This window comes from Paenibacillus sp. JNUCC 34, assembly GCF_058269055.1.
Genome location: NZ_CM177770.1, coordinates 1,926,926 through 1,940,078 on the forward strand (window position 1 = coordinate 1,926,926; position 13,153 = coordinate 1,940,078).

A 13,153-nucleotide genomic window follows, 5' to 3' on the forward strand; every position below is an offset into this window, starting at 1 on the left:
GATAAGTCTAATTAAGAAGCAGCCATTATTAGAATGTTTGAAACCGCTTACTAGTTAAGTGTAAATAGAGGAGGGTGTCTGTCTGGAGAGACGGACGCCCTCTTGTGCGTTTAGCAACGCGTCAGGACGCCAAGAATTTGTACAATACGACGAACTTTTATATCCGCCAAGTGTTTACGGCACTCAGGCAGGACAAACCTCTTCAACCCCTGCAACAACAAGTCATGAACACGTTACTGGCGAACATCGGATTGATGAACGTACGCCAACTTGAAGCCCATCAGGCGAGACTTCAGAAGCAGCTTCTGAAACCAGCCGACCAGCGGAAGGATTCCCGCTGCCACCTGTTCGAATTGCCGACGAAGGCGTCTCCTTATGTGGATTATCCCTTTCTCGATTGTCTGTTCAAGACGATGGAACAAGCGGATTACCGGGCGCTCCCTGCACAATGCAGTCAGTGGGTTATGAAGCGTGTATTTTCCAATTGGCAATCTTTCTTCGCCAGCATCACGGATTATCGCGTGCGACCTGACAAATACGCCGGAAGACCGCATATTCCCGGCTACGCCCGCACCAAGGCCAAGGAAGTCGTTTTCACCAATCAGGATTGTGAGATCAAGGATCGCAAGTACCTCAAACTCCCAAAGACGAAACAGCGGCTCAATATCGGCAAGCTCGGCTATACAGAGGGAGATTTGAAGCAGGTACGCATCGTTCCGAAATACGGGCAATATGTCGTGGAACTGGTATTCGCTTGCCCAGTAGAAGCGACGGATGTCGCGAAAGAGAATGCGCTGGCGATTGATTTGGGCATTGATCAGCTTGCAACCATCGTCACAAATACGGGTCATCGACCGGTATGCGTGAAGGGCAAGCCGATGAAAGCAATCAATCAGTATTACAACAAGTTGAAGGCACATTATACTGGGATTCTCCGCCAAGGCAAACAACCGCAGGAAGGTGCATTTTCATCCAAGCGACTAAATCGGCTGCATCTGAAGCGTCATCGGAGGATTAAGGACTTGTTTCACAAGACGAGTCATTATATTGTCAAACTAGCTGCCGAGCAGAAGATCGGGACAATCATCATCGGATACAATCAGGGATGGAAGGTGGAATCCGATATGGGGCGGAGCAACAATCAGTCGTTCTGTTACATTCCACATCAGATGCTTGTTTCGATGATCCGGTATAAAGCCGCGGCACTCGGAATCGAAGTGATTCTCACCGAAGAGGCGTATACGTCGAAGGCCAGTTTCCTGGATCACGACCCATTGCCCAAGTATGAAGAAGGAGTTACAAGGGCCTTCTCGGGCAAGCGGATTCATCGCGGGTTGTATCGAAGTCGGAAGGGCCTGATCCATGCTGATGTGAACGGAGCAGCGAATATCATGCGTAAAGTATTCCCAAAAGCATCCGCCAATGGGATAGCGGGGTTGGTCGGTAGCCAGTCCGTCAACGTGTCAACTCCACTGATGTTAAGCATCCAGTAATAAGCAGAGATGATACATCAGAAACCCCCACTTCAATCGAAGCGTCAGCATAGGTAAGTGGTGGGAGTATTCATCTTTAGAACACCCTCTATTTTTTTTCATATGATATATTAATAATGAAATTTATGGAAGTCGGGGTGAGTCTAGCCTGAGAGAGTGGAGTATTAGAAAAGTGACCGTATCTATACTAATGGGCCTGTTGATTGCTGCCGTGGCTGGCGTCATTTGGTATATGGTTCCGAAGTCTATTCATCATACAGTAGAAGGGATGAAGTATAGGCTAGGGATAGAGAACAAGGACTTCGAAGAGTCTGTTACCGTCAACATTAATGGTAAGATGAAGTGGAATTTCAAAGGGGAAAGAATATTTACGGGTAAAATTGAAGTTGAGGGTGAAGAGATACCGATACCTGAAGAGCAGAAGAAGCTGAAAATGAGATTTCGTAAAAACGCTGATCCAGATTATATTTTATATGTACATGTTGAAAACGGAAAAGTGAACCACTATAACTACGGTGCAATGTACACAAATGCGGATATGAGCGAATTTACGATAGAGGTGTTTGAGGAATCAGATTCGGGCGGGCGTGGCTGGAACGGGGGAGATGGATTGATGATTTCAGCACCGGCGAGCGATCGTACGAAAGCCCTCGAAATATCCAATCGATATTTTATGGCACGCTGGAAAGATCAGATTAAACCGTTGGAATAATAGGAGGGAAGTACAATGACTCAGAAGTGGCTTGAGTGGGCGAAGGAGATTCAGGCGATCAGTCAGTCAGGCCTTGCATACTCCAAGGATGTTTATGATAAAGAACGATTCGAACAGCTGCGGGAACTAAGCGTTTCGATTTTACATGAATACACTGATATGAAGCATGAGAAGATTCGGACATTATTTGCGAGTGACACGGGATACCCAACACCGAAGGTGGATGTGCGTGGGGTTGTTTTTCAAGAGGGAAAAATTCTTCTAGTCAAGGAAAGGCTAGATGGAGCATGGGCACTTCCGGGCGGATGGGCTGACATTGGGCTATCGGCAAAAGAGGTTGCCGTAAAAGAGATCAAGGAAGAGTCCGGTTATGATGCTCGGCCTGTCAGATTGCTGGCAGTGCTGGATAAGAAATTCCATAATCATCCCCCTGCATCTCAGCATGTATATAAGATGTTTATCCAATGCGAACTAACTGGGGGAGAAGCGGCAGGTGGAGTAGAGACCTCAGACGTTGGTTTCTTTAGCGAAAATAACTTGCCGGAATTATCGCTGGAACGCAACACCAAGGAACAGCTTCAGCAGATGTTCGAGTATCTTCGGAATCCGGCGAAAGAGGTGTGGTTCGACTAGAGATGGGTGGAGAAAGAGCATTAAATATATCTTATATAGATCAATACTATAACCTGAATAAACCGTATACCATAACTGAAATAACGATTGGCCACTTTAATCAAATTTTTCAAATTACCCACCCGGATCAATCCTATATTCTTCGTATATACGAAAGCGACAAGGATATGACTCGGATTCATAGGGAATGGTTGATCATGAACGCGCTGAAGCTGCAAAAAACGACGTTTGAAGTACCCGTCTTCACAGAATCAGTAACCAAAGAAACTATCGTATATATTGATGAACTTCATCGATACGCAACTCTAATGCCGTTACTGGCTGGCCGTCATCCAGACCTTACCGATCCGGAGCAGCAATATGAATCTGGGAGGGCTTTGGCTGAACTGGACCGTGTATTGAAATATATTAAGCCTGACTTGGATGGAAATCCTTCGTACAGTGAGCTGGACCGGTTTCACCGGAATGTGGAGGATATTTCGCAAATCCCTGATAAATTGCCTGCATCCAGTATCCACAAGAGCAGAATACAGAAAATGATATTTTCCGTATTGGAGGGAGTTGAAGAAGTTTACTCTTCCTTACCTAAGCAGCTTATTCACGGAGATTATACGAACGGGAACAGGCTGATGCAGCGAGGGCAAATTACTGGAATTATCGATTTTGAATTTTGTTGTTATGATGTTCGAGTTATGGATCTGGCCATCGGTTTGGGCGGAGGCCCAACGGCTTTATGGGAGCATGGTGACGGCTGGAATATTGTTGAAGCATTTGGTACGGGATATCTAAGTCATAACCCACTTCTTGAGAAGGAGATTCAGTGTATTCCCTTTTTGATCAGACTTCGGCGGATAGCGATGCTGGCCTATTTCTATGGTCGCTATGTAGACGGGCTGGACAGCGAGGGTTGGATGCATGGAATTGTCCAATGGGTGCTAGATGCTGAGGAATGGCTGGGATTTCACGCTCAGGAACTCATCCAGCGGGCATTAACTTGGGGAAAGTTGGGGCCGGGCCCCGTATGGTGATCATGGGGATTGAACTGTCCTCTGTAATTCTGGGTACAATGCCATCAAAGTGAATTGCACGGGTGAGTGTAATGGCATTTCCGGTTAAAGCCATTTGATGTATACTATTAACAGCAGATAACACCTGAGATAAGATTTATATTAGACACCAAGCTTAATCGTGCTTGGTGTCTTTTTTACTAGATAAGGAGTGATGGTGATGATGAATGGCTGAACAAAGAAGAGAATGAGTGAGCCATTTGAGGCTTTGTGATTCCTCAGAAACCGAAGTTATTCTTGAAATTATTAATCCGCGCAGGCATACAAAGGTATTATACCTGAAACATCTGTCGTGTTAAGCAGCAGAGAGAATTCATAAAGGTGGGTAAATCTTTTGATTAAAATTGCAACAGAAATTGAAATCATGGCACCTATTCACATTTGTTTTGATTTTGCCAGGGATATCGATCTTCATACACAAACTGTGTGGCCTCATACAAAAGAACATGCGGTTGAGGGAGTCACGAGCGGAATGATCGGACAAGGAGAGTTTGTTACATTTGAAGCGACCCACTTTCTGATCCGGCAGCGGTTAACTTCTCAAATCACGGAGTACAGAAGGCCTTATCTTTTTGTAGATACGATGAGCCGCGGAGCATTCAAAAGCCTGAAGCATGAGCATCATTTTATCGATTTGGGGATTACGACGATCATGCAGGATGTTCTTTATCTGGAGGCCCCGTTAGGTCCACTCGGATGGATTGCTGAAAGAGTTGCGCTGAAATCGTATATGCGCCAGTTTTTAATGTACCGAAATCGAGAGTTAAAGAGCCGAATCGAGGAGTACAGCAGAGAATACTACTAACTGGGGGATACAATACATGCGAAAGATTCACGTTGGTATTATTGGAGGCGGGTTTGGGGCGACTGTACACGCTCCCATATTTCAAATGCATGAGGGTTTTGAAGTGAAGTGCATTTCCAGTGTTCATCGAGGTCTCGATGAAAAGGCTATGACGAACCTTAAACATTATACAGATTGGAACAAGATGATTGAAGCGGAGGAGCTAGATTTAATATCTGTAGCGTCTGCTCCAGTACATCATTTTTCAATGACAATGGAAGCACTGAAGAACGGACTACATGTATTATGTGAGAAACCTCTTGGAATGAATTCGGATCAGACTCGGATCATGATAAATGAAACCATCGGAACAAAGCGCAAAGGATTTGTAAATTTCCAATGGAGATTAACACCTGTCCGACAGCGGATTAAACAAATTTTGAAGAATCGTGAACTTGGCAGTATACATCATATGAAGTACCAGGGGAGTTTTTCTGGATATGAAGCGTTAGCGACTCAACCTAGAGGATGGGAAGGGCAAAAAGAGTCTGGTGGAGGACATTTATTTGCGGTAGGCTCACATATGCTGGATTCAATGATGTGGTGGATGGAAGAAGAAATCGACCATGTATACGCTAGTATGAGAACGGTTGTCCCTAGCTTTTCAGGAGCTACTGAAATAGAAAATAGGAACACAGATGATGCATTTTCAATCATGGGTAACTTTAGAAACGATGCTTCTTTTACAGCTGATGTCTTTTATCCCGCCGCCATATAAATTAAAAGCTCCACTTAAACATTACTACAGTGGGTTTTATCCAATGGTAGATTTAATACATAAATCGATAAACGGTGATGATGGACTAGTCGATTTACCTACTTTCCATGATGGACATAAGGTTCAATCTGTACTTGATGCAATCATTGCATCGGCAAACACACATTCAAGAATACAAGTGAACTATAGTCACTTGAACATAGAGGAGACGTAACATGAAAGCGCAAAATTTCAAGCCAGGTGATGAGATCCGTATCCTGTCACCTTCACGGAGTATGTCTATTATCGCAAAAGAACAACGGATACTTTCCGAGCAGCGACTACGTGAGATGGGGCTCACTGTAACATACTCCAAGCACTGCGAGGAAAGTGACGCGTTTAGTTCTTCGTCTATCGAATCCAGAATTCAAGATTTACATGAAGCATTTCTTGACCCGAATGTTTCGGGCATTCTCACAACGATTGGCGGTTACAATTGCAATCAGCTCCTGAGCTATGTTGATTATGATCTGATCGCTTCGAATCCGAAAAGACTGTGTGGATATTCCGATATTACGGCACTCAGCAACGCTATATATGCTAAGACAGGGTTGATTACATATTCTGGTCCGCATTATTCAACCTTCGGCATGCTTCACGGGATTGAATATACGACCGAATATTTTTACAAAATGATGTTCCAAGAGGGGCCAGTATCGGTACTTCCTTCAGCGGAATGGAGTGATGATGCCTGGTATATGGATCAGGAGAATCGAACGTTTATCCAGAACGACGGCCCTTATGTTATTAATGAAGGAAAAGCGGAAGGTGTAATCATTGGCGGTAATTTGTGTACTCTGAACCTGCTGCAAGGGACTGAGTTTATGCCGAATTTAGCGGGAGCCATTTTGTTTCTTGAAGATGATTTGGAATCGCTACCGCCAACGTTTGATCGTGATCTGCAATCACTCATTCATCAGCCCGGCTTTCATGATGTTAAAGGAATCGTTATCGGACGGTTTCAACATGCATCACAGATGAGCAGACAACTCCTGCACGATATTATCAAATCCAAGAAAGAACTGGAGCACCTGCCTGTAGTAGCCGATGTGAACTTTGGACATACATCACCGCAAATTACGATTCCTGTCGGTGGAGAAGCGAACCTTGAAGCATACGAGGATGAAGTGAAGCTTAGTATTACAGAGTAAATGGCGATGGAGGAATAGAAAATGAGACGTCTTCAAATAGGGATGTGGCATCAATTCACGCTGGATCGATGGAATGATATATCTAATGATTTCATTAGCGGAATGGAGATTTCGAAGTATCCGAGCAAAGAAGCCGTTGAAGAGGTAAGCAGGTTCTGCATGAACGAAAATCTCAAGTTTGGTGTTCACGGTCCTATTCTCGATACATATGGCTACTCGATGCCTACCCTGAATTCTCCCGACCCGGAGCAATATAGAGAGGCATTAGAACGAATAACGACAGAAGTTAGGCTTGCGGCAGAGTGTGGGGCGGATTATATTCTATTTCACTATCCATTCTATCCAACTTTTCAACAGCCTTATTTTCCGTATCCGAAACTTCCGGATTCATTGAAACGCTATGAATATGACCAATTAAGCAAATCCGAATTTCAGGACATTTCTGAACGGTTGTTTGAAAAATTGTCCGAGCTGCAGCAACAATACCGACAGCGTATTGTGCTAGAGCATGATTTTTTCGGAGATTATGAAGATGTGTTTATTCAATCGTTCTTAAATAATCCCGACATCCGCTTGGTCATCGACACGGCAAGGCTGGATATCGCACGCCGAGTGTTTGAGGGTTTTGATCCATATAACTTCATGGAGACTTTGGCTTCTCAGGTTTATTTGGTGCATTACAGCAACGTTGTTTACTCGGATGATACTTTTAAACATCATTTGCCGGTGCTGCCAGAGCATGATGAGGATGTAAGCTGCGGGGATTCCTATCGCTATCTTGAATATTTGGCTGAACGGAATCAAGAGTTCCACCTTACTTTCGAGCATAACCATGAACTGATCAGCAAGGATCAATTGCATAAAGTATATGAGAGAGCCGCACGGCTGCTCGGATTAGGATCAGCGTTATATCCACAGTAATAGGAGGTGCGGCGATGACCATTGATTTTCATGACGGGAAAAATAAACATACCTACGCTGCAAGAACAGCCGATCACGGGTGGGTTGAGCTTATGCGACTTTATGTCGGCAGCAAGCCTGGGGTTGCACTCGATATTGGATGCGGCGGCGGGATATACAGCAAGGCTTTGGCAGACATGGGAGCAAGTCGTGTCATAGGTATGGATTTCTCCAGATCCAATCTGGATGGGGCAAGGGATAACTGTAGCTCTTACGAAAATATATCTTTTAAGCAAGGGGATGCGCTTGATACCGGTTTGCCGGAGCAGAGCGTGGATCTGATCTTGGAGCGGGCTCTTATTCATCACATTACGGATCTAGGTGCCTGCTTCAGGGAAGCTTCTCGTGTGCTAAAGCCGGGGGGATTGATCATTGTGCAGGACAGGACCCAGGCAGATTGTCTTCTTCCTGGAAGTGTGAACCACATTCGCGGATATTTTTTCGAGAGATACCCTAGATTGATTCAGAAGGAAACGGAGCGCAGGCATACGAGTCTTGTCGTAGCACAAAGCCTTTCTGCGAATCAATTTGAACAGATTGAAGAGATTTCCTTCTGGGAAACACGTAGAACCTATCATGATATAGCCGAACTGGAGCAAGACCTGCTGAATCGAACAGGCCGATCTATTCTTCATGACCTTAATGATCATGAACTTGGGGAGCTCGTTGCCTATATACTTGAAAAATTGCAAGATAGACAAGACGATGAAATAAAGGAACAAGACCGATGGACCCTATGGATTGCCAAACGGAAGAGCTGTTAAATCCATGTGGAACAACATTAGATAAAATCTGATACGGATTTATATCAAACTACTGGAGGACACCATGGATTTTATCATTAGAGAAGCGAAGCAGGATGATGATAAAGATAATTTTATGAAAAGCATTGATCTAAATGACGATCAGCTGATGCAGATTCAGGCTTCGACATTGTATGTTTTGGATGAAACAGGGCGGATGATTAGAATAAACGAACCGGACGAGACAGATTCACCTGCGCTTTTTATTGGGAAAACACGTAATTCCATGCATACGTATATAAGTGATCGCTTACCCGAGGCGATTGCAGAAGAGCTAAATGATCATATCAAATCATCTATAAATATCGTAATGCTATGTGAAATCATCGGAAAATATAGTGCAGTGAAAAATGTATGGATTGGTCCAGCTTACGCATACCTTCACAGCACCCCACCGCCTATGGAAGATGAACAGATAATGGTGATCAACGAAAATAATGCTCATATGCTTAGCAGACATTTTGATCATTTAACGCTTAAGCTCACAGAACATCTGCCGATAGTCGGTTATGTATGGGATGGTCAAGTGGTCTCGCTATGTTGCTCCGCCCGAATCTCAGACCGAGCTACTGAAGCAAGTCTTTCAACCGTTGAAGATTTCAGGGGGAGAGGACTGGCTGCAAAGGTAACCGCGAAATGGATTGGCGAAGTATTAAAGCAAGGTCGCATACCGCTGTACAGTACGTCCTGGGACAATTTGAATTCTCAACGAGTAGCTCAAAAGTTAGGACTTCATCCGTATGGGATGGATTTTAATATTACGGTGGAGTGAGAGGAGTACCGCTTATGGTGAACAGCCTCATAATCGTATTTATTCTGACGATGGTTATCCACACAGCTGAAACATTATCCTATTCCGCCCGGTATGCTGGCGTGAAGTTGAACAAAATTGCTGTCGCTTTGTCTCTGACGGGCATTATTGTGCTCGTATCGAGAACCTCCAACCTGATTCAGGCTCCGCTGACAGCCAAATTTGTAGACTATGCCCGAATAGATCCTTCCTTTGATGTACTCCGTTATTTTCGATTTATTCTACTTGCGGCATCTGTTGGCACCTTGATTGCCATAGCGCTGTTTCCCACGTTCGTAAACCTGTTCGCCCGAGTCATAGCGAAGCTGGAGGTAGCCGGCTCGATCCCCAAGCTCATTACAAGCGTAACGGTAGGTCAGCTCAAGAATACGAAGCATTATTTTAGAAAACCAACACTTAAGATCAGTCAGTTCCGATATCTGGACATTCCCAAGCGGTTTATCTTGCTGAATGTTGTGGTAACGGCCTTTTATACAGTAGGAGTGTTGTCTTCTTTATATGCGGCCCATATCGTACCTGAATTAAGTACAACAGCTTCTCAAGCCTCCGGCATTATTAATGGTATAGCTACTATTATATTAACGATTTTTATTGATCCCCAGCTGGGTCTAATTACAGATAAAGCAACACACCAACCGGAAACGAGAGATCAGCTAGGAAAGGTATATACACTGTTAATGGTCACGCGTTTTTTTGGAACTCTGCTTGCACAGCTTGTCATCATACCTGCTGCTTATCTGATCAGCATGGCTGTTACTTTTCTATAGGGAGAGGGATCGATGATTAATTATCGTCTTTTACAGGATTATGATCAGGAATCCGTTAAAAATTTGATGAAGGCCTTGCTTGCCGTTATATACGGTACGGTTAGATGGGGACTAAGACGAAATCCGGGTTCGGAAACATGACATATTATGTTCCCTATGAAATTAACGGCCAACATGACTAAATCAACAAAATGAACATAAATATGGTACATATGAGGAGGTATAAGATATGTTTGTCCAAGAAGTGCTGAAGCAGATGAACACCCAGCTTGCGCGGATTGAAGTTTGCCTTAACCGACTCTCGGAGGAACAGATCTGGGAGAGGGTAAACGGGGAAATGCTGAGCATCGGGAATTTGTGCATTCATCTGGCCGGTAACGAGTACCAGCATTTCGTGAGCGGAATTGGAAACAATCCGTTTATCCGAGAACGTTCTAATGAATTTACGATGAATGGTGGATTGAAACGAAGTGAGATTCTCACCCGGATGAAAGACGTCCGTTAGCATTCGGGAGCAGTATTGGGTGAACTGACGGATCAGGACTTACAACGTGAAGTGCAGGTATGGTACGACCCTGAAGATTGGAAGCGGATGAGAGTAGGAAATTCCGAAACCTCAGATTCCTATTACACACGTCCGATTCAGAGCCATCTGTTCTATGTGGCTGAGCATTACGGATATCATACCGGACAAATTGTTTATTTGACAAAGCTTTTGGCTGAAGGAAAAGGCCCGATTACAGATACGAGACATTAGAATTAACCAGCCTCCTTTTTGCCCATGGATCTCATAACTTTCAACCCGGTCCGGTAATGCGTTTTCAGGTGAAATTTTGAGGAAAAGGGGTTTATGAGAGAATGGCCAAATCCAAAAGAGGACACTCCCTATGGCATTTGCCTTCCCGTGGTCGGGGCACTTGTCCGGTATGCCACAGTACCCGGATTAAACTGCTGTACCCCCGAACCAAATCCGACGGTACGTCTTTAAAAGTATGCAAGCGGTGCGATAAAGCATCGCAGACCAGGATTGATGCGGCGATTTAACAGGTACCTGCATAAGGTCGAGAACACAATAATTTTTTGCATATCGATGGGAAGGAATATCGGTAATTTCGCACTATAAAACCGCCAACGCTCGTTCAACGGGCAGCTGGCGGTTTTTTTAATTTGGCCTTGTGTGGAGGATTTGAAATCACGTTTAAAGAGTTGATAGTCAAGTAGATCTAAATGTAAAAACAATTTGACATTCAGAGACGATGTATTATAATTATGAATGTAAAAAGTTTTTTACATTTATGAAATTAAGGTGGGTTGAATTGAAAAATAATATTAGAAATATACGAAGAAATATGAAACTCTCTCAGGAAGAACTCGCAAATATATGTGGCGTTACAAGACAAACAATAAATGCCATCGAAAATAATAAATATGACCCTACCTTAGCGTTAGCATTCAAGTTATCTCTTCATCTCGATACACCAATTGATAAATTATTTATTTTTGAGGAGGAAGTCAAATGAAATTACGAAAAGCTGATGAAATGGAGAAATATCAGAGTGACCAATCTGCAAAATATGGATTCATCTTTTATACCATAGCATTATTGATTTGGTCACTTTATGGTTTTTTCATTAAGGGTGATTCTGGTTGGCAAATGACAATCTTATTGATAGGTTGTGCTGTTTACTTTTGGTCAAGAGTTGTTTATAACCGAAAGATGAATAATTGATTAATTAAAAGACCTTCGCAACTTGAGGGTCTCTTTTTCACTATAAAAACAACAATATATTAACAGAGTTTTTAATTTAATTGATTGCTTTAGTGCTACGACATTTTATGTCGTAGCACATGTAATATAATAAAATTGCTTCCCATATTAAGGAAGACATTCTAAGATGAGATTAGATGAAAAGAGGTTAGCAAAAAATGGCCAAACCTAAAAGAGGGCGCTCCCTCTGGAACTTACCTTCACGTGGAAGAGGTACATGCCCCGTCTGTCATAGCACCAGAATCAAGCTGCTATATCCTCGGACAAAAACAGACGGAACAGCCGTTAAAGTATGTAAACGGTGTGACAAGGCACCACAGTCGAAGGTAGACGCAATTTCAGCTAGCTGATTTAGCTGACTGAGTCGGAAGGTGCTTGCCCGTTCCCCATGGAGGGAGCGGGCGCTTTAAGTTGGTTACAATGGCAGAGGGGAGTTGACACCGTTATGAGCAATATGCACCGGATACACTGGTTCGATCAGCAGATTCGGGAAGGAAAATACCCGAACAGTCGTTTATTGGCAGAGGAGTTTGAAATATCTACCCGCCAGGCGCAACGTGATATTGAATATATGGAAATCTCGTTACGGGCCCCACTGAATTACGTTGCCAAAAAAAGAGGCTATTGCTATGAGGATAAAACGTTTCTTCTCCCCCTTCTTTATATGACCGAAGAAGAAAAGAGAGTACTTAACTACCTTGCCCACCGCTATAGAAGCTATGATTATGAGAACTCGTCTTCCGTCCGAAGGGTTGCGCATTTACTTGGACGTTTTACGGACGAGCAGCAGCTGGAAAGTACCCGTCTTCCGGTATTTAGCGTCAGCCCACAAGTGATGCAGTTTTTTGAACTGCTGAATCATGCTGTTCGGGAGTTGCTCATTGTAAAAATTTTGTATAGAGAAGAAGAAGGCGATATTTTTTTAACAGGATGTCCTCTTCAGCTTTTATCTAAATACAGTGCGGATTATGTCCGTATGCATTGCACCGAACAACAAAAAGATATTGAATTACGTCTGGACCGGATCAAGCATTTGAAAGTAACAGGGGAGAAGGCTAAAGAAACTACCCTTGGTTCTATTTATGAATACGGAGATACCTTGCGTCCGAAATCAAAACCTTTTCAGGCAATGGTTGAGTTTAGGCAGCCGATCATCGGAAATACGTGGTATGGCTATCCTGCTTGTGGAATCGAAGAATGTAAATACCAAATTGAGTTTTACGATACGGAGCTATTTATGCAGGATCTGATGATTCATATGACCGAATGGCGGAAGCTGTCCTCACCCAAATGGCTAAGAGCTAAGCTTAGAAGTCGCTGCGAGACCATAGTTGAGCAATTGAATTCATTGAATGAACATTCAACTGACACATCAAAGGAATAAGGA

19 protein-coding genes are annotated in these 13,153 nt (G+C 43.6%); all 19 read left to right on the forward strand.

Translation table 11 applies throughout. The annotated features are described in order from the left end of the window. Positions 1–104 precede the first annotated feature (104 nt). Positions 105–1,493, forward strand: a complete 1,389-nt coding sequence (locus AC2TF5_RS09035) for an RNA-guided endonuclease InsQ/TnpB family protein (RefSeq protein WP_491301840.1) — start codon at positions 105–107, stop codon at positions 1,491–1,493. 172 nt (positions 1,494–1,665) lie between these two features. After that, complete coding sequence (locus AC2TF5_RS09040; protein WP_491301841.1) at positions 1,666–2,205, forward strand: hypothetical protein; 540 nt, start codon at positions 1,666–1,668, stop codon at positions 2,203–2,205. 15 nt (positions 2,206–2,220) lie between these two features. Beyond that, positions 2,221–2,838: an NUDIX hydrolase gene (locus tag AC2TF5_RS09045; RefSeq protein ID WP_491301842.1), complete on the forward strand. Its 618-nt coding sequence runs from the start codon at positions 2,221–2,223 to the stop codon at positions 2,836–2,838. Beyond that, a complete protein-coding gene (locus AC2TF5_RS09050; protein ID WP_491301843.1) occupies positions 2,826–3,866 on the forward strand; it encodes a phosphotransferase enzyme family protein in 1,041 nt (346 codons plus the stop codon). Before AC2TF5_RS09045 ends, AC2TF5_RS09050 begins: the two co-directional genes overlap by 13 nt. A gap of 373 nt (positions 3,867–4,239) precedes the next feature. Continuing rightward, complete coding sequence (locus AC2TF5_RS09055; protein WP_491301844.1) at positions 4,240–4,710, forward strand: SRPBCC family protein; 471 nt, start codon at positions 4,240–4,242, stop codon at positions 4,708–4,710. A gap of 16 nt (positions 4,711–4,726) precedes the next feature. Continuing rightward, positions 4,727–5,467, forward strand: coding sequence for a Gfo/Idh/MocA family protein (locus tag AC2TF5_RS09060; protein ID WP_491301845.1), 741 nt, complete (start codon positions 4,727–4,729; stop codon positions 5,465–5,467). A gap of 215 nt (positions 5,468–5,682) precedes the next feature. After that, positions 5,683–6,657 (forward strand): S66 family peptidase, encoded by a 975-nt coding sequence (locus tag AC2TF5_RS09065; protein ID WP_491301846.1) that lies wholly within the window; start codon positions 5,683–5,685, stop codon positions 6,655–6,657. Positions 6,658–6,678: 21 nt separating this feature from the next. Then, the gene (locus AC2TF5_RS09070) at positions 6,679–7,578 is read left to right on the forward strand and encodes a sugar phosphate isomerase/epimerase family protein (RefSeq protein ID WP_491301847.1); all 900 of its coding nucleotides are present in this window, start codon (positions 6,679–6,681) and stop codon (positions 7,576–7,578) included. Between the two features lie 14 nt (positions 7,579–7,592). Further along, the gene (locus tag AC2TF5_RS09075) at positions 7,593–8,381 is read left to right on the forward strand and encodes a methyltransferase domain-containing protein (RefSeq protein ID WP_491301848.1); all 789 of its coding nucleotides are present in this window, start codon (positions 7,593–7,595) and stop codon (positions 8,379–8,381) included. 64 nt (positions 8,382–8,445) lie between these two features. Next, entirely contained in the window at positions 8,446–9,192 is a 747-nt protein-coding gene (locus tag AC2TF5_RS09080) for a GNAT family N-acetyltransferase (protein ID WP_491301849.1), read from the forward strand. A 14-nt stretch (positions 9,193–9,206) separates the two neighbouring features. Continuing rightward, a complete protein-coding gene (locus AC2TF5_RS09085) occupies positions 9,207–9,998 on the forward strand; it encodes a lipid II flippase Amj family protein (RefSeq protein WP_491301850.1) in 792 nt (263 codons plus the stop codon). A 12-nt stretch (positions 9,999–10,010) separates the two neighbouring features. Beyond that, positions 10,011–10,139 (forward strand): hypothetical protein, encoded by a 129-nt coding sequence (locus tag AC2TF5_RS09090; RefSeq protein WP_491301851.1) that lies wholly within the window; start codon positions 10,011–10,013, stop codon positions 10,137–10,139. 88 nt (positions 10,140–10,227) lie between these two features. Beyond that, positions 10,228–10,503, forward strand: a complete 276-nt coding sequence (locus AC2TF5_RS09095; protein WP_491301852.1) for a hypothetical protein — start codon at positions 10,228–10,230, stop codon at positions 10,501–10,503. A 15-nt stretch (positions 10,504–10,518) separates the two neighbouring features. Beyond that, positions 10,519–10,755, forward strand: a complete 237-nt coding sequence (locus AC2TF5_RS09100) for a hypothetical protein (RefSeq protein ID WP_491301853.1) — start codon at positions 10,519–10,521, stop codon at positions 10,753–10,755. Between the two features lie 101 nt (positions 10,756–10,856). Next, the gene (locus tag AC2TF5_RS09105) at positions 10,857–11,042 is read left to right on the forward strand and encodes a hypothetical protein (RefSeq protein WP_491301854.1); all 186 of its coding nucleotides are present in this window, start codon (positions 10,857–10,859) and stop codon (positions 11,040–11,042) included. 272 nt (positions 11,043–11,314) lie between these two features. Next, the gene (locus AC2TF5_RS09110) at positions 11,315–11,518 is read left to right on the forward strand and encodes a helix-turn-helix transcriptional regulator (RefSeq protein WP_491301855.1); all 204 of its coding nucleotides are present in this window, start codon (positions 11,315–11,317) and stop codon (positions 11,516–11,518) included. Next, on the forward strand, positions 11,515–11,727 hold the full coding sequence (locus AC2TF5_RS09115) for a hypothetical protein (protein ID WP_491301856.1): 213 nt from the start codon (positions 11,515–11,517) through the stop codon (positions 11,725–11,727). Before AC2TF5_RS09110 ends, AC2TF5_RS09115 begins: the two co-directional genes overlap by 4 nt. A 197-nt stretch (positions 11,728–11,924) precedes the next feature. Continuing rightward, complete coding sequence (locus AC2TF5_RS09120; RefSeq protein ID WP_491301857.1) at positions 11,925–12,116, forward strand: hypothetical protein; 192 nt, start codon at positions 11,925–11,927, stop codon at positions 12,114–12,116. Between the two features lie 95 nt (positions 12,117–12,211). After that, complete coding sequence (locus tag AC2TF5_RS09125; RefSeq protein ID WP_491301858.1) at positions 12,212–13,150, forward strand: helix-turn-helix transcriptional regulator; 939 nt, start codon at positions 12,212–12,214, stop codon at positions 13,148–13,150. Positions 13,151–13,153: the final 3 nt, after the last annotated feature.

Excerpts from the sequence above, each read along its gene's own strand:
- AC2TF5_RS09045 (WP_491301842.1), top strand. The coding sequence starts at position 2,221 with ATGACTCAGAAGTGGCTTGAGTGGGCGAAGGAGATTCAGGCGATCAGT.
- AC2TF5_RS09060 (WP_491301845.1), top strand. The coding sequence starts at position 4,727 with ATGCGAAAGATTCACGTTGGTATTATTGGAGGCGGGTTTGGGGCGACT.
- AC2TF5_RS09065 (WP_491301846.1), top strand. The coding sequence starts at position 5,683 with ATGAAAGCGCAAAATTTCAAGCCAGGTGATGAGATCCGTATCCTGTCA.
- AC2TF5_RS09070 (WP_491301847.1), top strand. The coding sequence starts at position 6,679 with ATGAGACGTCTTCAAATAGGGATGTGGCATCAATTCACGCTGGATCGA.
- AC2TF5_RS09075 (WP_491301848.1), top strand. The coding sequence starts at position 7,593 with ATGACCATTGATTTTCATGACGGGAAAAATAAACATACCTACGCTGCA.
- AC2TF5_RS09080 (WP_491301849.1), top strand. The coding sequence starts at position 8,446 with ATGGATTTTATCATTAGAGAAGCGAAGCAGGATGATGATAAAGATAAT.
- AC2TF5_RS09085 (WP_491301850.1), top strand. The coding sequence starts at position 9,207 with ATGGTGAACAGCCTCATAATCGTATTTATTCTGACGATGGTTATCCAC.
- AC2TF5_RS09090 (WP_491301851.1), top strand. The coding sequence starts at position 10,011 with ATGATTAATTATCGTCTTTTACAGGATTATGATCAGGAATCCGTTAAA.
- AC2TF5_RS09095 (WP_491301852.1), top strand. The coding sequence starts at position 10,228 with ATGTTTGTCCAAGAAGTGCTGAAGCAGATGAACACCCAGCTTGCGCGG.
- AC2TF5_RS09105 (WP_491301854.1), top strand. The coding sequence starts at position 10,857 with ATGGCCAAATCCAAAAGAGGACACTCCCTATGGCATTTGCCTTCCCGT.
- AC2TF5_RS09115 (WP_491301856.1), top strand. The coding sequence starts at position 11,515 with ATGAAATTACGAAAAGCTGATGAAATGGAGAAATATCAGAGTGACCAA.
- AC2TF5_RS09120 (WP_491301857.1), top strand. The coding sequence starts at position 11,925 with ATGGCCAAACCTAAAAGAGGGCGCTCCCTCTGGAACTTACCTTCACGT.
- AC2TF5_RS09125 (WP_491301858.1), top strand. The coding sequence starts at position 12,212 with ATGAGCAATATGCACCGGATACACTGGTTCGATCAGCAGATTCGGGAA.